16 protein-coding genes are annotated in these 17,554 nt (G+C 63.0%); 11 read left to right on the forward strand and 5 right to left on the reverse strand.

Annotated features, from left to right (window positions below):
- Nucleotides 1–91 precede the first annotated feature (91 nt).
- The 5 genes from rluB to BM317_RS02650 all read right to left on the reverse strand — a co-directional run bounded on the left by rluB (nucleotide 92) and on the right by BM317_RS02650 (nucleotide 4,950).
- Nucleotides 92–1,327, reverse strand: coding sequence for a 23S rRNA pseudouridine(2605) synthase RluB (gene rluB, locus BM317_RS02630; protein ID WP_060740973.1), 1,236 nt, complete (start codon nucleotides 1,325–1,327; stop codon nucleotides 92–94).
- 329 nt (nucleotides 1,328–1,656) lie between these two features.
- Nucleotides 1,657–2,601 (reverse strand): SMC-Scp complex subunit ScpB, encoded by a 945-nt coding sequence (gene scpB, locus BM317_RS02635; protein WP_092175433.1) that lies wholly within the window; start codon nucleotides 2,599–2,601, stop codon nucleotides 1,657–1,659.
- A gap of 11 nt (nucleotides 2,602–2,612) precedes the next feature.
- On the reverse strand, nucleotides 2,613–3,311 hold the full coding sequence (locus tag BM317_RS02640; RefSeq protein ID WP_165826070.1) for a segregation and condensation protein A: 699 nt from the start codon (nucleotides 3,309–3,311) through the stop codon (nucleotides 2,613–2,615).
- Between the two features lie 132 nt (nucleotides 3,312–3,443).
- Nucleotides 3,444–4,073, reverse strand: coding sequence for an L-threonylcarbamoyladenylate synthase (locus BM317_RS02645; RefSeq protein ID WP_053124883.1), 630 nt, complete (start codon nucleotides 4,071–4,073; stop codon nucleotides 3,444–3,446).
- A gap of 13 nt (nucleotides 4,074–4,086) precedes the next feature.
- Nucleotides 4,087–4,950 (reverse strand): PHP domain-containing protein, encoded by an 864-nt coding sequence (locus BM317_RS02650; protein ID WP_060740970.1) that lies wholly within the window; start codon nucleotides 4,948–4,950, stop codon nucleotides 4,087–4,089.
- Between the two features lie 87 nt (nucleotides 4,951–5,037).
- Between BM317_RS02650 and BM317_RS02655 the strand changes: the two genes are divergently transcribed.
- From BM317_RS02655 to BM317_RS02705, 11 genes are all read left to right on the forward strand, one after another.
- Nucleotides 5,038–5,634 carry a septation protein A gene (locus tag BM317_RS02655; RefSeq protein ID WP_003204874.1) on the forward strand — a complete coding sequence of 199 codons (597 nt, stop codon included), beginning with the start codon at nucleotides 5,038–5,040 and terminating at the stop codon, nucleotides 5,632–5,634.
- Between the two features lies 1 nt (nucleotide 5,635).
- Entirely contained in the window at nucleotides 5,636–5,935 is a 300-nt protein-coding gene (locus BM317_RS02660) for a YciI family protein (protein ID WP_060740968.1), read from the forward strand.
- A 107-nt stretch (nucleotides 5,936–6,042) separates the two neighbouring features.
- Nucleotides 6,043–6,453 (forward strand): SH3 domain-containing protein, encoded by a 411-nt coding sequence (locus BM317_RS02665; protein ID WP_092175427.1) that lies wholly within the window; start codon nucleotides 6,043–6,045, stop codon nucleotides 6,451–6,453.
- Between the two features lie 7 nt (nucleotides 6,454–6,460).
- Nucleotides 6,461–7,138, forward strand: a complete 678-nt coding sequence (locus BM317_RS02670; protein ID WP_003178772.1) for a response regulator transcription factor — start codon at nucleotides 6,461–6,463, stop codon at nucleotides 7,136–7,138.
- A gap of 321 nt (nucleotides 7,139–7,459) precedes the next feature.
- Nucleotides 7,460–7,897: a Spy/CpxP family protein refolding chaperone gene (locus tag BM317_RS02675; protein ID WP_072408657.1), complete on the forward strand. Its 438-nt coding sequence runs from the start codon at nucleotides 7,460–7,462 to the stop codon at nucleotides 7,895–7,897.
- Between the two features lie 67 nt (nucleotides 7,898–7,964).
- Nucleotides 7,965–9,305, forward strand: a complete 1,341-nt coding sequence (locus tag BM317_RS02680) for a sensor histidine kinase (RefSeq protein WP_092175424.1) — start codon at nucleotides 7,965–7,967, stop codon at nucleotides 9,303–9,305.
- 301 nt (nucleotides 9,306–9,606) lie between these two features.
- The gene (locus BM317_RS02685) at nucleotides 9,607–10,998 is read left to right on the forward strand and encodes a di-heme oxidoreductase family protein (RefSeq protein ID WP_256574028.1); all 1,392 of its coding nucleotides are present in this window, start codon (nucleotides 9,607–9,609) and stop codon (nucleotides 10,996–10,998) included.
- 28 nt (nucleotides 10,999–11,026) lie between these two features.
- Nucleotides 11,027–12,091: an imelysin family protein gene (locus tag BM317_RS02690; protein WP_072408663.1), complete on the forward strand. Its 1,065-nt coding sequence runs from the start codon at nucleotides 11,027–11,029 to the stop codon at nucleotides 12,089–12,091.
- 2 nt (nucleotides 12,092–12,093) lie between these two features.
- Complete coding sequence (locus BM317_RS02695) at nucleotides 12,094–13,191, forward strand: DUF1513 domain-containing protein (protein ID WP_092472997.1); 1,098 nt, start codon at nucleotides 12,094–12,096, stop codon at nucleotides 13,189–13,191.
- 157 nt (nucleotides 13,192–13,348) lie between these two features.
- On the forward strand, nucleotides 13,349–14,497 hold the full coding sequence (locus BM317_RS02700) for an efflux RND transporter periplasmic adaptor subunit (protein ID WP_092472999.1): 1,149 nt from the start codon (nucleotides 13,349–13,351) through the stop codon (nucleotides 14,495–14,497).
- A gap of 13 nt (nucleotides 14,498–14,510) precedes the next feature.
- Entirely contained in the window at nucleotides 14,511–17,537 is a 3,027-nt protein-coding gene (locus tag BM317_RS02705) for a multidrug efflux RND transporter permease subunit (protein WP_092473001.1), read from the forward strand.
- Nucleotides 17,538–17,554: the final 17 nt, after the last annotated feature.

A 17,554-nucleotide genomic window follows, 5' to 3' on the forward strand; every position in this document is an offset into this window, starting at 1 on the left:
CGGCAGCGTATCAATAACGCCAGACACAAAAACGGCAACCTAGTGGTTGCCGTTTTTTCTTGCAGCTTGCAGCTAGAAGCTCATAGCTGCCTCACTCCGGCTTACGACGCCCGAACCCCGGACGCTGTCCCGAACCTGCCGGTGCACCACGGCGCTTGCCCGATGGCGCGTCGCGGTCGGCCAGGACGATACCCGGGCGTTTTTTCGGCGCCGGCTTGGCCGGACGCTTGGTGTCGGCCGGGCGATCGGCGACGGGCGTACCGCGCCCCGCCGGAGCACCGCGACCTTCACCGCGCTCGGTCCGACCATTGGCCGGACGCGGCGTACGTGGGCCACGCTCACCGTCCTGACGAGGCGCAGGCTTGCGGGCCGGGCGTTCACCTTCGATCTGCGGCTCGCGGGAAGGACGCGGACCGGTCGCCACACCTTCAGCAGCCGGACGCAACGTACGCACGCGCTCGGTCTTGCCCATCGGGCGCGAGGATTTACGCTGCATCCGCTCCAGCTTGTCCTTGCTCTTGGCGGTCATCTGCGGCATTGCCACCGGCTTGAGACCCACTTCGGCGGCCAGGATGTCGACTTCGTACTGGCTCATTTCGCGCCAGCGGCCCATCGGCAGGTCGGAGTTGAGGAACACCGGGCCGAAACGCACGCGCTTGAGGCGGCTGACCACCAGCCCCTGGGATTCCCACAAACGCCGCACTTCACGGTTACGGCCTTCCATCACCACGCAGTGATACCAGTGGTTGAAACCTTCACCGCCGGGCGCCTGCTTGATGTCGGTGAAACGCGCCGGGCCGTCTTCCAGCACAACGCCGGCCTTGAGGCGCTCAATCATCTCGTCGTCGACTTCGCCACGCACACGCACGGCGTACTCGCGGTCCATCTCGTAGGACGGGTGCATCAAACGGTTGGCCAGCTCACCGTCGGTGGTAAACATCAGCAAACCGGTGGTGTTGATGTCCAGGCGACCGATGTTGATCCAGCGGCCTTCTTTCGGACGCGGCATCTTGTCGAACACGGTCGGACGGCCTTCCGGATCGTCGCGGGTGCAGATCTCGCCGTCGGGCTTGTTGTACATGATCACGCGGCGCACCGTTTCGGCGGCCTCTTCGCGCTTGATCACCTTGCCATCGATGGTGATGGCGTCGTGCATGTCGACACGCAGGCCCAAGGTGGCATCTTTGCCATTGACCTTGATCCGGCCTTGGGTGATCCAGGCTTCCACGTCACGGCGCGAACCGACGCCGATACGGGCGAGGACTTTTTGCAGCTTCTCGCCTGCTGGGCCGATTTCCTGGCTGTCGTTCTGGTCTTGGTCTTTCATTCTGGGCACCTCCCGGTGTGGTCGGGTCAGGCCTGGCCTGACGCTTTGAAAACGGGTCTTGGACGAAGGGATCGCCAAAGGGTCGCGAATCATACGCCTGTTGAGGCGATTGCGCATCTGAGACTAGCTGATCAACACAGACTCGGCGCTTTTTCCGCCGACCGGTGGCGCAATGCAGCATGATGCACCGCATGACCCCCTGTGGGAGCGGGCTTGCTCGCGAAGAGGGAGTGTCAGGCCAATCAATGTTATTGACCCACCGCCTTCGCGGGCAAGCCCGCTCCCACAGGGGACGGTGATGTGTCACTCAGGTCTGCGCACAAGTTGGATCAATCGTCGAACTGGCGTCGTTCGTTCTCGATCGCCTCGGCCAGGGCCCGGGCTTCGGCTTCTTCGTCGCTCAGTTCGGGTTCCGGCGGCTGGAGGGCGGCAACGGCGGCCAACAGTTTTTCCCGGGCCTCGGCAACGCCGAGGATGTCCTCTTCCGGTTCTGCTTCTGGCTCTGGTGCAGGTTCCACCTCGCTATCGGCCTCGGGTGGCTCATCCCCGGGACCAGGCCCCTCACGCAGCAGATCGTCGAAATCAGTCTTCAAGCCCTCCTCCATGGTGTCCAGCTCCAGCAACAACGAGTGGAAACTGGTCTCTTCCTTCGGTTCCTCAGGCTCGGCGCTGGCATCCGCCAGTTCCTGCAAGCCCTGGGGCACCGGCACGTCGTCGAACTCCAGTACCGGTTCGGGTTCCAGCTCCCGCAGTTCGGCCAGGGGCGGCAGGTCATCCAGGTTCTTCAGGTTGAAGTGATCGAGAAAGGCCTTGGTGGTGGCGAACATCGCCGGTTTGCCCGGCACATCGCGATAGCCGACGACGCGGATCCACTCGCGCTCCAGCAACGTCTTGACGATATGGCTGTTGACCGCCACGCCCCGTACATCCTCGATCTCGCCCCGGGTGATCGGTTGGCGATAGGCGATCAACGCCATGGTTTCGAGCATGGCGCGGGAGTAACGCTGCGGCCGCTCCTCCCACAGGCGTCCGACCCAGGGTGCGAACTTCTCGCGGATCTGCAGGCGATAACCGGACGCCACTTCCTTGAGTTCGAAAGCCCGTCCTTCGCAGGACTTGCCCAGCAGCGTCAGGGCTTTCTTGAATACGGCCGGCTCAGGTCGCTCGCCTTCTTCGAAGAGTTCGAACAGGCGCTCCATCGATTGCGGCTTTCCCGAGGCCAACAGGAAAGCTTCAAGCAAGGGGGCCAGCTCGCGGGGTTCAGTCAGATTCATTGATTTGCTCGTTATTCGGCTCGTGCCCGCACGTGGATCGCTGCGAACGGCTCATTCTGCACCAGCTCGACCAAGGATTCCTTGACCAATTCCAGGACCGCCATAAACGTCACCACCACCCCCAGCCGCCCTTCCTCGGCGGTGAACAGCTCGACGAACGGCACGAAGCCGCCGCCCTTGAGCCGCTCCAGCACATCGCTCATGCGCTCACGGGTGGACAGCGCTTCGCGGCTGACCTGGTGACTTTCAAACATATCGCCTCGGCGCAGGACCTCGGCCATGGACATCAGCAGCTCTTCCAGGCTCACATCCGGCAGCAACTTGCGCGCCCGCGCTTCGGGCGCATCGAGCTTGGGCACCACCACATCGCGCCCCACCCGGTTCAAGCCATCGAGGCCTTCGGCGGCGACCTTGAAGCGTTCGTACTCCTGCAAGCGCCGGATCAACTCCGCCCGCGGGTCGTCCTCTTCCGCTTCGACCTCCGCCGAGCGCGGCAGCAGCATCCGCGACTTGATCTCGGCCAGCATGGCCGCCATCACCAGGTACTCGGCCGCCAGTTCCAGGCGTACCGACTGCATCAACTCGACGTAGCCCATGTACTGGCGGGTGATTTCCGCCACGGGGATGTCGAGGATATTGATGTTCTGTTTACGGATCAGGTACAGCAGCAGGTCAAGCGGGCCCTCGAAGGCTTCGAGGAACACTTCCAGCGCATCCGGCGGAATGTACAGGTCCAGGGGCATTTCCATGACCGCCTGGCCATAGACCATGGCGAACGGCAACTCCTGCTGCGCGCCGGCCTGGCTGTCGGCATTGTCCACGGCGGTTTCCACGGCGGACATTCAGGCCTCGACCATGAACGGCGTCGGATCGCCGCACCCGACGCGCACCACCTGGGGCTCGCCATCGGCCAGGTTGATCACCGTGGACGCCGACATGCCGCCGAAACCGCCGTCGATGATCAGGTCCACCTGATGCTCGAGTATCTGGCGCATCTCATAGGGATCGGTCAACGGCTCGGTCTCGCCGGGCATGATCAGCGTCACGCTCATCAGCGGCTCACCCAGTTCCGCCAGCAGCGCCAAGGCGATGGGATGGCTCGGCACCCGCAGGCCGATGGTGCGCTTTTTCGGGTGCAGCAACAGCCGCGGGACTTCCCGGGTGGCATTGAGAATGAACGTGTACGGCCCCGGCAGATGCGCCTTGAGCAAGCGGAAGGTGCCGGTGTCGATCTTGGCGAACAGGCCCAACTGCGAAAGGTCGCTGCAGATGAGCGCGAAATTGTGCTTGTCGTCCAGTTGACGCAGGCGTCTGACGCGCTCCACGGCATTCTTGTCGCCGATCTGGCAACCGATGGCGTAGGACGAGTCGGTGGGATAGACCACCACGCCACCACCACGAATGATTTCCACGGCCTGTTTGATCAGGCGCGCCTGCGGGTTTTCCGGATGAATCTGGAAAAATTGACTCACGTGTTCTACCTGTTCAGACGGCGGCGGTAACGGGATCATGTTTGAATCTACACCAGAGTGGTGGCAGATCTTCCGGCAACGGGCGGTATTCGCCGATCTCGGACCAGCCCCCAGGGCCATGGAAATCACTGCCGGCGGTGACCAGCAGGCCGAACTCTCGGGCCAGGATCGCCAAGCTGCCCACTTGCTCGGCAGGCTGATGGCCGTTGACCACCTCGATGGCATGGCCCCCCGCTTGAATATAGTCGGCGACCAGGCGCCGGCGCTTGCTGCGGGTGAAATCATAGTGCCATGGATGCGCCAGGCTGACCCAGGCGCCAGCGGCCCGCAGGGTCTGGACGGTTTCTTCCAGGGTCGGCCAGTGCTGCTTGACGTCCCCCAGCTTGCCGGCGCCCAACCATTTGCGGAACGCTTCGGCGCGATCCTTGACGAACCCTTCGCGCACCATCCAGTCGGCAAAGTGGGGCCGGGCCGGTGCGTTACCGCTGTCGCCCAGTTCCTGCTGGATCTGCCGGGCGCCGTCCAGCGCACCGGGCATGCCCTTGAGGGCCAGCTTGCGGCTGATCTCTTCGGACCGCAGCCAGCGCCCGTCGCGCAGCTGTGCGATGGCCTGGACCAGCGCCGGCGCATTCACATCGAAACCATAGCCCAGCACATGGATGGTCGCCCCGCCCCAGGTACACGACAACTCGACCCCGTTGACCAGCTGCATGCCCAGCGCCGTGGCGGCGCTGCGGGCCTCGTCGAGGCCTTCGAGGGTGTCGTGATCGGTCAGGGCCAGGACTCGCACGCCGTGCTCGAACGCCCGCGCCACCAGAACCGCAGGCGCCAGGGCGCCATCGGAGGCCGTGCTATGGCAGTGCAAATCAACATTCACGAGAGTTTGTTACCTCAAATCAGCTGGCCCTATCGCGGCCAAGGATGTTTGTTATTATGCCGCCACATCCTGCTTCTGGCTGCCACTGTGAAACAATTCATCGACTTCATCCCGCTCCTGCTGTTTTTCATCGTCTACAAACTTGATCCCCGGGCCGTCGATTTCGCCGGCCACTCCTTGACTGTAGGCGGTATTTACAGCGCCACCGCAGTGCTGATCATCAGCTCCCTGGTGGTCTACGGCGCGCTGTTCGTGTCCCAGCGCAAGCTGGAGAAGAGCCAGTGGCTGACCCTGATCGCCTGCCTTGTATTCGGCAGCCTGACCCTGGCGTTCCACAGCGAAACCTTCCTCAAATGGAAGGCCCCGGTGGTCAACTGGCTGTTTGCCCTCGCGTTCATCGGCAGCCACTTCATCGGTGACCGACTGCTGATCAAGCGCATCATGGGCCATGCCATCAACCTGCCGGAACTGATCTGGACCCGGTTGAACATCGCCTGGATCGCGTTTTTCCTGTTCTGCGGTGCCGCCAACCTGTTCGTTGCGTTCACGTTCCAGGAGTACTGGGTCGACTTCAAGGTCTTCGGCAGCCTGGGCATGACGCTGCTGTTCCTGATTGGCCAGGGCATCTACCTGTCCCGTCACCTGCACGATGCCGACCCCACCACGCCTAAAACCGAGGACTGACATGCTCTACGCAATCATTGCCACCGACGTCGCCGACTCCCTGGAAAAACGCCTGGCCGTGCGCCCGGCACACCTGGAGCGCCTGCAACAGCTCAAGTCCGAAGGTCGCATCGTGCTGGCCGGCCCGCACCCGGCGGTGGACAGCAATGACCCGGGTGCCGCCGGCTTCAGCGGCAGCCTGATCGTGGCCGAGTTCGACTCCCTGGTCGCCGCCCAAGCCTGGGCCGAGGCCGATCCGTTCGTGGCGGCCGGCGTCTACGCCAATGTCGTGGTCAAGCCGTTCAAGCAAGTCCTGCCGTAAATCCCCCCTGGCGCGATGGGCCTTCGCGGCTCATTGCCGCCGTTGCTCATCTTTATCGTTCGCCGGCCGACAACCTGTCTAATCTCGATTGGAATTCAGGAGTTGCAATGCGCAAAGGTCCGTTGTGCCTGTTGTTGGTCTCGTTGGCGATCGGAGCGCCCGCCCATGGCGAGGAAAGCCCCGAGGGCAGTCATTCGGCGCCCCTGTCCCTGAGCGCCGGCAGCCAGATCGCCGAGTTGCAGCAACGCTTGAAAGACAGCGAACGCCAGCGCGAAGAGCTGAGCAGACAACTGAAAAATGCCGACAGCGAGCGCGAAAGCGCTGTGCTGGGCCGGCTGCGCCAGGAGAACCAGCGCCTGAAGCTGCAACTCAAGGAAGCCCAGGCCAGCCCGCTGCCACGGCTGTTGACCGATCAACAGCAATGGTTCGTCATTGGTGCCGGGGTAGCGCTATTGGCCTTGCTCTGCGGTATCTTTGCCAGCGGTGGACGTAGACAACGTCGGCAATGGCTAAATTGAGTGAGTCATGAGCGAGCTGTTACTGATAGATGATGACCAGGAGCTGTGTGAGCTCCTCGTGAGTTGGCTGAGCCAGGAAGGGTTTCAGGTCCGCGCCTGTCACGATGGCCAGAGTGCCCGCAAGGCCTTGGCCGAAACCGCCCCGGCTGCCGTGGTCCTGGACGTGATGCTGCCCGACGGCAGCGGCCTGGAACTGCTCAAGCAGCTGCGCAACGATCACCCGGAGCTGCCGGTGCTGATGCTGTCGGCCCGGGGTGAGCCGCTGGACCGTATCCTTGGCCTGGAACTGGGCGCCGACGACTACCTGGCCAAGCCCTGCGACCCACGGGAACTGACCGCCCGCCTGCGCGCCGTGCTGCGCCGCAGCCATCCGGCGGCAGTGTCCAGCCAGATCGAACTGGGTGACCTGACCTTCAGTCCGGTGCGTGGCGTCGTCAGCATCGACGAACAGGAACAGACCCTCACCGTTTCCGAAAGTCGCCTGCTCGAAGCACTGCTCAAGCAACCGGGCGAGCCCCTGGACAAGCAGGAACTGGCGCAGATCGCCCTGGGCCGCAAGCTGACCCTGTACGACCGCAGCCTCGACATGCACGTGAGCAACCTGCGCAAGAAAATCGGCCCCCACCCCGACGGTCGCCCACGCATCGTGGCGCTGCGTAGCCGGGGTTATTACTACAGCCTTTGAACGCTGCACCGATTCCGTGCTTGGACCGGGGATCCTTTTGTGGCGAGGGGATTTATCCCCGCTGGGGTGCGAAGCGCCCCCAGATGTGCCTGCCACCACGATGTATCAGATAAAACCAAGGGGGCCGCTGCGCGGCCCAGCGGGGATAAATCCCCTCGCCACAGATAATCTCCTCGCCGCACTTTTTGCGTCTACGGTTTTGTCAGGTCCGCCCCCAAACGTCTTTACCCAAGCTTTACGCCCCCCTGACCGCCGCTGACCTTGATCTCCGTAATCTGCACACATCCGGAACTGACCGGGAATGAGACAAGGAGACACACCATGCGCAAGACTCTTATCGCTCTGATGTTCGCTGCCGCCCTGCCGACTGTCGCCATGGCCATGCCCGAAGGCCCCGGCCCGATGGGTCCGATGGACGGCCCGCGTCACGGCGGCCAGATGCACGACAAAGGCCCCTACAGCCAACTGGACCTGAGCCGCGAACAACGCCAGCAGATTCGCCGGATCATGGGCGAACAGCGCCACGAACAACGGGAACTGGTCGACAAGTACCTGGCCAAGCTGTCGCCAGCCGACCAGAAAGCCATGCAGGACGAAATGCAGGCCCGGCATGAGAAAGTCGATGCCCAGATCCGTGGCTTATTGAAGCCTGAGCAGCAGAAGGAATTCGACGCGATCCAGAAGAAACAGGCCGAACGTCGCGCCGAGTGGGCTGAGTTCAAAGCCTGGAAAGCGCAACAACCGCAAAAAGCGCAATAATGCGCTGAAGCTTGCCCAGCCCAACGGTCAATCGCCGTTGGGCTTTCTTTGTTTTCGAGGATTTATCGTGCGTTCATTGTTCTGGCGCATCCTGGCCAGTTTCTGGCTGGCCATCGCCTTGGTTGCAGGGCTTTCGATCCTGATGGGCCATATGCTGAACCAGGATGCCTGGATCCTCAGCCGTCACCCTGGCCTCAATACCCTGCCCGAAGAGTGGACGCAAACCTACGAAAGCCAGGGCGAGGATGCCGCCCAGGACATCCTGCAACAGCGCAAGCGCCAGTATCACATCGACGTCCAGGTGTTCAACGAAAGCGGCGACCCGGTGGTACGCGGCACCTTCCCCCATCGTGCCGCGGCCTTTGAGGCTCGGCAGAACAACGACGACCGACGCCTGCCCTGGCGGCGGCTGACCGACGAGTTCACCAGCGCCAAAAGTGGCGACACGTACCTGTTCATCTACCGCATTCCCCATCCCGAACTGGACGCCTGGCACCGCGGCAGTCTGCTCTGGCCCCTCAGTGCATTGGGCATCGCGCTGGTGGTGCTGACCCTGTTCAGCCTGCTGGTGACCCTCTCCATCACCCGCCCACTGAGTCGCCTGCGCGGTGCAGTGCACGATTTGGGACAGACCACGTACCAACAGAACAGCCTCGCCAAGCTCGCCAACCGTCGGGATGAGTTTGGCGTACTGGCCACCGACTTCAACCGCATGGGCGCGCGCCTGCAAAGCTTGATCGGGAGCCAACGGCAGCTATTGCGGGACGTGTCCCACGAACTGCGCTCGCCCCTGGCCCGCCTGCGCATTGCCCTGGCATTGGCTGAACGGGCCAGCCCCGAGGAACGTGAAAAACTCTGGCCACGCCTGACCCGCGAATGCGATCGCCTGGAAGCGTTGATCAGCGAAATCCTGGTCCTGGCCCGGGTTGACGCCGACAATGCCAGCGCCGAAGACGTGGACCTCAACGGCCTGCTGGTCACTTTGCAAAAAGATGCACAGCTGGCTTCACCTGAACAAAACGTGCAACTGGACACGGAGCCGAACCTGGCCCTCAAGGGCTGGCCGACCATGATCGAGCGGGCCGTGGACAACCTGCTGCGCAACGCCCAGCGTTTCAATCCGGCCGGACAACCCATCGAAATGCGCGCGGCGCGCCAGGGCGACCGGATTCGGATCAGCGTGCGCGACCACGGGCCAGGCGTGGAGGCCGAACACTTGGGGCAATTGGGCGAGCCGTTCTATCGCGCCCCCGGCCAGACCGCCGCCGGCCATGGCCTGGGCCTGGCGATTGCGCGTCGTGCCGCCGAGCGCCATGGTGGTGCGCTGGTGTTGGGCAATCATCCTGACGGTGGGTTCGTCGCAACCCTGGAATTGCCGTTGGTGCCGGGGGCTGTTGTCCAGCCGTAATCTTCATCTAACTGGCAGGACCGGGCACATGATAGATCTGTGGCGAGGGGATTTATCCCCGCTGGGCTGCGAAGCGGCCCCTGAGCTGCCTGATAGGACGTGGGGACCGTCACATTTTTGGGGGCGCTGCGCGCGCCAACGTGGATAAATCCCCTCGCCACAATGGATCAAACTACGCCTCAAACCAAACGATAATTCCTCTTATTCAAACTGCCCCGCCCTGTTAGACTTTGCGCCCTCTTTTCACCTATCTCCAGGTCGCCCGATGCCGTCGTTGCCTCTTCGTTTATGTGCACTGTTCATGGCCCTGGGCCTGAGTGCCTGCGATGATGCCCCGCGTTTTACCCAGGCCGAACCGGGTGAAGCCCGTTCCGGTGGCGCCGCGACGGTTCGCAAGAGCGATCAGAACGCCTTTTCCCTGCCCTCGGCCAACCTGCCGCCTTCGCGGCGCGTGGATTTCAGCGTCGGCAACAGTTTCTTCCGCAGCCCCTGGGTAATTGCCCCTTCGACCACCACCGCCCGGGATGGCCTCGGCCCCTTGTTCAACACCAACGCCTGCCAGAACTGCCACATCAAGGACGGTCGCGGTCATCCGCCAGCGCCGGATGCCGCCAGCGCGGTCTCGATGCTGGTGCGCCTGTCGATCCCCGACGCACCGCCCTACGCCAAGGTCATCGAACAACTGGGGGTCGTACCTGAACCGGTTTACGGCGGGCAGTTGCAGGACATGTCCGTCCCCGGTGTCGCTCCCGAAGGCAAAGTCCGGGTCGATTACAGCCCCGTCCCGGTGCGCTTCAAGGACGGCACCGTCGTGGAGCTGCGCAAGCCAAACCTGCAGATCACCCAATTGGCCTATGGGCCGATGCACCCGGACACGCGCTTTTCCGCCCGTGTCGCTCCGCCGATGATCGGCCTGGGGTTGCTGGAGGCGATCCCCGACGAAGCCATCCTGGCCAACGCCAAAGCCCAGGCGCGGGAAAACAACGGCATTGCCGGTCGTCCCAACCAGGTCTGGGACGATGCCCAACAGAAAACCGTACTTGGACGGTTTGGCTGGAAGGCCGGCCAACCCAACCTCAACCAACAGAACGTCCATGCGTTCTCCGGTGACATGGGCCTGACGACGAGCCTGCGGCCCTTCGACGATTGCACCGAGACCCAGGTCGATTGCAAGCGCGCCCCCAGTGGCAACGGCCCGGACGGCGAGCCGGAAGTCAGCGACAACATTCTGCGACTGGTGCTGTTCTACAGCCGCAACCTCGCCGTACCGGCCCGTCGCGACGTGAATTCTCCCCAGGTATTGGCGGGCAAGAATCTGTTTTTCCAGGCCGGTTGCCAGTCTTGCCACACCCCCAAATACACCACCGCCGCCAACGCCGCTGAACCGGAGCTTGCCAACCAGGTCATCCGCCCCTACAGCGACCTGCTGCTGCACGACATGGGCGAAGGCCTGGCGGACAACCGCAGCGAATTCAAGGCCGGCGGCCGTGATTGGCGAACCCCGCCGCTGTGGGGCATCGGCCTGACTGAAACCGTCAACGGCCACACCCAGTTCCTGCATGACGGTCGTGCCCGCAACCTGCTCGAAGCCGTGCTGTGGCATGGCGGCGAAGCACAAGCGGCGCAACGCCAGGTTTTAGCGTTCAATGCCGAGCAACGCGCTGCGTTGCTGGCCTTTCTGAATTCCCTTTAAATGCCTTTTCCAGAAATGGGAGCCTGACATGTTCCGTCCCAAGCTGTTGTTCACCAGCCTCGCCGCCCTCGCCCTCGGTGCCTGCTCGCCCCAGGACCCGCAAGCGGTCACCTCGGCCGCTATCGCCAAGCAAGTGATCCTGCCGACCTACAGCCGCTGGGTCGAGGCCGACCGGCAGTTGGCGACCAGCGCCCTGGCGTTCTGCCAAGGCAAGGAAAACCTGGACACCGCCCGCGCCGACTTCCTCAAGGCGCAAAAAGCCTGGGCCGAGTTGCAACCCCTGTTGATCGGCCCGCTGGCAGAAGGCAACCGTGCCTGGCAGGTGCAGTTCTGGCCGGACAAGAAAAACCTGGTGGGTCGCCAGGTCGAGCAACTGGTCAACAGCCAGCCACAGATCGACGCCGCCGGCCTGGCCAAGTCCAGCGTCGTGGTCCAGGGTCTTTCGGCCTATGAGTACCTGCTGTTCGACGCCAAGATCGACATGGCCGACAGTGCGCAGAAAGCCAAGTACTGCCCACTGCTGACCGCCATCGGCGAACGCCAGAAACAACTGGCCGAAGAGATCCTGTCGGGCTGGAACGCCAACGACGGCATGCTCGCCCAGATGAGCAAGTTCCCCAACCAGCGCTATGCCGACTCCCACGAGGCCATCGCCGATCTGCTGCGGGTCCAGGTCACGGCCCTGGACACGCTGAAGAAAAAACTCGGTACGCCGATGGGCCGCCAGAGCAAGGGCGTACCTCAGCCATTCCAGGCCGATGCCTGGCGCAGCCAGTCGTCGTTGCAAGGGCTGGAAGCCAGCCTGAGCGCGGCCAGGACCGTCTGGGCCGGCGTGGACAACAAGGGCCTGCGCGGCCTGCTGCCAAGCGACCAGAAACCGTTGGCGGACAAGATCGACGCCGCCTACGATGCCTCCTTGAAACTGTTCGCCAGCAGCCAGCGCTCGTTGACCGAAATGCTCAACGACGATGCCGGGCGCCAGCAACTCAACGATTTGTACGACAGCCTCAACGTCGTCCATCGCCTGCACGAAGGCGAACTGGCCAAGGCGCTGGGCATTCAATTGGGCTTCAATGCCAACGACGGTGACTGATCATGTTTCGACGTCAGGTCCTGGCACTGGGCAGCTTGCTGCTCGGCGCCGTCACCCTGGGCGGCTGGACGCTGTTCAAGCAAAAGGACAAGCACCCACTCTTGCTTTCGGCACGGGACGATGGCGACGGCAAGCATTACGCCGTCGGCTATCGACTGGACGGCACCCGGGTGTTCGCCACCCGCGTCGGCCAACGCTGCCATGACATCATCCATCACCCGACGCAGCCGATTGCGCTGTTCGTCGCCCGTCGCCCGGGCACCGAAAGCTACTTGATCGACCTGCGCGACGGGGCGCTGCTGCAAACCATCGCCTCGTTGCCGAACCGGCATTTCTATGGCCACGCGGTCATCCATGACAGCGGCGAATGGCTGTACGCCACCGAGAACGACACCACCGACCCGGGACGCGGCCTGTTGGGCGTTTACCGTTTCGAAGGCGAGCGGCTGGTGCACAGCGGCGAGATGTCCACCCATGGCATCGGCCCTCACCAGGTGTCCTGGATGCCCGATGGCGAGACGCTGGTGGTGGCCAACGGCGGCATTCGCACCGAGGCCGAAAGCCGGGTCGAAATGAACCTCGACGCCATGGAACCAAGCCTGGTGCTGATGCAACGCGATGGCACCCTGCTGAGCAAGGAAACCCTGACCCAATCGATGAACAGCGTGCGCCACCTCGGCATCGCCAGTGACGGCACCATCGTCTCCGGCCAGCAGTTCATGGGCGCGGCCCACGAATCGTCGGAACTGGTGGCGATCAAGCGGCCAGGGCAGCCGTTCCAGGCATTCCCGGTGCCCGAAGAACAATTGCAGGCCATGGGGCACTACACCGCCAGCGTCGCTGTGCACAGCGACCTGCGCCTGGTGGCCGTGACCGCCCCGCGCGGCAACCGCTTCTTCATCTGGGACCTGGACAGTGGCGAAGTCCGCCTGGATGCACCCTTGCCGGACTGTGCCGGCGTGGGCGCGGTAGCCGACGGTTTTGTCGTGACGTCGGGCCAGGGACGTTGCCGCTATTACGATTGCCGTCAGACACAACTGGTTGCAAAACCCCTGGATCTACCGGCAGGGCTCTGGGACAACCATTTACATCTGGCCTGAACAAGGAGCGAAGCGCCATCGGCGCCAAGCTCCCTGTTTTTTTTCGGAAAAGTCCCACGCACCACGGGCCCGTCAGCATCTGGAATAGCCCGCACACTCAGGGTAATGTGCCCGCCTATCTGTATTTTCTCTCAATTCTTTTCCAAGGAAGTGGAACATGCTGCGACGCCGCATGCTGATCATGTTGGGTGTTGTCCTGCTGGTAGTGCTGTTGCTCGCCGGCTACAAGGCCTTTTCCGTTTATCAGGAGATCCAGTCGTTCTCCGAGCCGAAACCTCCGATCAGCGTCGCCGTGGCCACGGCCACCCAGCAACCCTGGCAGGCTCGCCTGCCTACCGTGGGCAGTCTGAAGGCGTTGCAAGGGGTGGACCTGAGCCTGGAAATCGCCGGGACCGTGCAGAAAGTGCAGTTCCAGTCCGGGCAAAAGGTCAAGGCCGGTCAGCCGCTCCTGCAACTGGACAGCGAGGTCGAAAGCGCCCTGCTGGAAACCGCCGAGGCCGACCTGGGCCTGGCGCAAGTGGATTTCGGTCGCGGCCGCCAGCTGGTGGGCAGCCAGGCGATCTCCAAGGGCGAATTCGACCGGCTCTCGGCGCAACTGAAGAAAAACCAGGCCACGGTCAACCAGCTCAAGGCATCGCTGGCCAAGAAACACATCCTGGCGCCGTTCAGCGGCACCATCGGCATTCGCCAGGTGGATGTCGGCGACTACCTGGCCAGCGGCACGGTGATCGCCACCCTGCAAGACCTCAGCAGCCTGTACGTGGACTTCTACGTGCCCGAGCAAAGCGTGCCCCGGCTCGCTGTTGCCCAATCGGTCAACGTCAGCGTCTCGGCCTATCCCGGGCAGACCTTCGTCGGCACCATCAGCGCGATCAACCCCAAGGTCGAGGACAGCACCCGCAATGTCCTGGTGCGCGCCACCCTGGCCAACCCCGACGGCAAGCTGCTGCCCGGCATGTTCGCCAACCTGCAGGTGATCCTGCCGGACGTGGCCGCCGGCATCGTCGTGCCGGAAAGCGCCGTGACCTACACCCTCTACGGCAACTCCATGTACGTGGTGACGCAAAAGAAAGGCGCCGACGGCACCGTCGAGAAAGACGACAAGGGCCAGCCCGCCCTGATCGCCGAACGGCGTTTCGTTGAAACCGGCGAGCGACGCGACGGGCAGGTGCTGGTTTCCAAGGGCGTGCAGAGCGGCGAACAAGTCGTGATCGCCGGCCAGATCAAGCTCGATAACGGTACGCCGATCGCCATCAGCGACGACAAGACCCTGACCGAACAGAACAGCACGCCGCGCGCGGACTGATCAAGGAACCCCCATGGCTTTTACCGATCCGTTCATCCGTCGCCCGGTGCTCGCCACCGTGGTCAGCCTGTTGATCGTACTGCTGGGCTTCCAGGCCTGGAGCAAGCTGCCCCTGCGCCAGTATCCACAAATGGAAAACGCCCTGATCACGGTGACCACCGCCTACCCCGGGGCCAACGCCGAGACCATCCAGGGCTACATCACCCAACCGATGCAGCAGAGCCTGGCCAGTGCCGAGGGCATCGACTACATGACCTCGGTCAGTCGCCAGAACTTCTCGGTGATTTCGGTCTATGCCCGCATCGGCTCCAACAGCGACCGGCTCTTTACCGAACTGCTGGCCAAGGCCAACGAGGTCAAGAACCAGTTGCCCCAGGATGCCGAGGACCCGGTCCTCAGCCGCGAGGCCGCCGATGCCTCGGCACTGATGTACATCAGCTTCTTCAGCAAGGAACTGAACAACCCGCAGATCACCGACTACCTGTCACGGGTGATCCAGCCCAAGCTGGCGACATTGCCCGGCATGGCCGAGGCCGAGATCCTCGGCAACCAGGTCTTCGCCATGCGCCTGTGGCTGGACCCGGTCAAGCTCGCCGGCTTCGGCCTGACCGCCGCCGACGTGACCAATGCCGTGCGCCAGCACAACTTCCTCTCCGCCGCCGGTGAAGTGAAAGGCGAATACGTCGTCACCAGCATCAACGCCAACACCGAACTCAAGTCCGCCGAGGCCTTCGCCGCGATCCCGCTCAAGACCGACGGCGACAGCCGCGTGTTGCTGCGGGACGTGGCCCGCGTGGAAATGGGCGCCGAGAACTACGACACCATCAGTTCCTTTGGTGGCACGCCCTCGGTGTACATCGGGATCAAGGCCACGCCGGGCGCGAACCCGCTGGATGTGATCAAGGAAGTGCGCAAGATCATGCCGGAGATGGAGGCGCAACTGCCGACCAACCTCAAGGCCGAGATCGCCTACGACGCCACGCTGTTCATCCAGGCTTCCCTCGACGAGGTGGTGAAGACCCTGTTCGAGGCGGTGCTGATCGTCATCGTCGTGGTGTTCCTGTTCCTCGGCGCCCTGCGTTCGGTGATCATCCCGGTGGTGACCATCCCGCTGTCGATGATCGGCGTGATGTTCTTCATGCAGTTGATGGGCTACTCCATGAACCTGCTGACGCTGCTGGCCATGGTGCTCGCCATCGGCCTGGTGGTGGACGACGCCATCGTGGTGGTGGAAAACATTCACCGGCACATCGAGGAAGGCAAGACCCCGTTCGACGCCGCGATAGAAGGTGCCCGGGAAATCGCCATGCCGGTGGTCTCGATGACCATCACCCTGGCGGCGGTGTATGCACCGATCGGCCTGCTTGAGGGCCTGACGGGCGCCTTGTTCAAGGAGTTCGCCTTGACCCTGGCCGGGGCAGTGGTGATCTCCGGGATCGTCGCCCTGACCCTATCGCCCATGATGTGCGCCCTGCTCCTGCGCCACGATGAGAACCCCTCGGGGCTGGCCCATCGGCTGGACATGCTCTTCGAACGCTTGAAGAGCCGCTACCAGCGCATGCTCCATGGCACGCTCAACACCCGACCGGTGGTGCTGGTGTTCGCGGTGATCGTGCTGCTGCTGATCCCGGTACTGGTCATGTTCAGCAAGTCCGAGCTGGCCCCCGACGAGGACCAGGGCATCATCTTCATGATGGCCAACGCCCCGCAGCCCACCAACCTCGACTACCTGAACACCTATACCGATCACTTCATTACCATTTTCAAGGAGTTCCCGGAGTACTACTCCTCCTTCCAGATCAATGGCTATAACGGTGTGCAGTCCGGCATCGGCGGCTTCCTGCTCAAGCCCTGGAACGAACGCGACCGCACCCAGATGGAAATCCTGCCCGAGGTGCAGGCCAAGCTGGAAAGCGTGCCAGGCTTGCAGATCTTCGGCTTCAACCTGCCCTCGCTGCCGGGCACCGGCGAAGGCTTGCCGTTCGCGTTCGTCATCAACTCCCCGAAGGACTACGCAACGCTGCTGGAGGTTGCCGACCGGGTCAAAAAGCGCGCATTGGAATCCGGCAAGTTCGCCTTCATGGACATCGACCTTGCGTTCGACAAGCCAGAAGTCGTGGTGGATATCGATCGCGCCAAGGCCGCCCAGATGGGCGTTTCCATGCAGGACCTGGGCGGCACCCTGGCGACGCTGCTGGGGGAATCGGAGATCAATCGCTTCACCCTCGAAGGCCGCAGCTACAAGGTCATCGCCCAGGTCGAACGGCCGTTCCGGGACAACCCGGACTGGCTGAACAATTACTACGTGAAAAATGCCAAGGGTGAATCGCTACCGCTATCGACCCTGATCAAGGTCAGCGACCGGGCGCGACCGCGGCAACTGAACCAGTTCCAGCAGCTCAATGCGGTGACGATTTCAGGCTTTCCCATCGTGAGCATGGGCGAGGCCATCGAGACCGTCCGCCAGATCGCCCGGGAGGAAGCGCCGGTGGGGTTCGCCTTCGATTACGCCGGGGCTTCACGCCAATTCGTACAGGAGGGCAGCGCGTTGTGGGTGACCTTTGCCCTGGCCCTGGCGATTATCTTCCTGGTGCTGGCCGCGCAGTTCGAAAGCTTCCGGGATCCGCTGGTGATCCTGGTGACCGTGCCGTTGTCCATTTGCGGAGCCCTGATTCCGCTGTTCCTCGGCTGGTCGAGCATGAACATCTACACCCAGGTGGGCCTGGTGACGTTGATCGGCCTGATCAGCAAGCACGGGATCCTGATTGTCGAGTTCGCCAACCAGTTGCGCAGGGAACAGAACCTGTCGCCGCGCGAAGCCGTGGAACAAGCCGCGTCGATTCGTCTGCGACCGGTGCTGATGACCACTGCGGCGATGGTGTTTGGCATGGTGCCGCTCATCTTCGCCACCGGCGCCGGGGCAGTGAGCCGCTTCGACATCGGCACGGTGATCGCCACGGGCATGTCGATTGGCACCTTGTTCACCCTGTTTGTGCTGCCCTGCGTCTACACACTGCTGGCCAGGCCCGATAAACCCTGAAGGCGGCCAGAAGGGAA

Origin of the sequence: Pseudomonas sp. NFACC24-1, from assembly GCF_900115235.1 — a bacterium.
GTDB lineage: Bacteria > Pseudomonadota > Gammaproteobacteria > Pseudomonadales > Pseudomonadaceae > Aquipseudomonas > Aquipseudomonas fluorescens_AA.

Bases quoted from the DNA above. Each gene is read 5' to 3' on its own strand.
- BM317_RS02660 (WP_060740968.1), top strand. From the start codon at position 5,636: ATGCTCTACGCAATCATTGCCACCGACGTCGCCGACTCCCTGGAAAAA.
- BM317_RS02690 (WP_072408663.1), top strand. From the start codon at position 11,027: ATGTTCCGTCCCAAGCTGTTGTTCACCAGCCTCGCCGCCCTCGCCCTC.
- scpB (WP_092175433.1), bottom strand. From the start codon at position 2,601: ATGAATCTGACTGAACCCCGCGAGCTGGCCCCCTTGCTTGAAGCTTTC.
- rluB (WP_060740973.1), bottom strand. From the start codon at position 1,327: ATGAAAGACCAAGACCAGAACGACAGCCAGGAAATCGGCCCAGCAGGC.
- BM317_RS02670 (WP_003178772.1), top strand. From the start codon at position 6,461: ATGAGCGAGCTGTTACTGATAGATGATGACCAGGAGCTGTGTGAGCTC.
- BM317_RS02665 (WP_092175427.1), top strand. From the start codon at position 6,043: ATGCGCAAAGGTCCGTTGTGCCTGTTGTTGGTCTCGTTGGCGATCGGA.
- BM317_RS02700 (WP_092472999.1), top strand. From the start codon at position 13,349: ATGCTGCGACGCCGCATGCTGATCATGTTGGGTGTTGTCCTGCTGGTA.
- BM317_RS02705 (WP_092473001.1), top strand. From the start codon at position 14,511: ATGGCTTTTACCGATCCGTTCATCCGTCGCCCGGTGCTCGCCACCGTG.
- BM317_RS02695 (WP_092472997.1), top strand. From the start codon at position 12,094: ATGTTTCGACGTCAGGTCCTGGCACTGGGCAGCTTGCTGCTCGGCGCC.
- BM317_RS02675 (WP_072408657.1), top strand. From the start codon at position 7,460: ATGCGCAAGACTCTTATCGCTCTGATGTTCGCTGCCGCCCTGCCGACT.
- BM317_RS02685 (WP_256574028.1), top strand. From the start codon at position 9,607: ATGGCCCTGGGCCTGAGTGCCTGCGATGATGCCCCGCGTTTTACCCAG.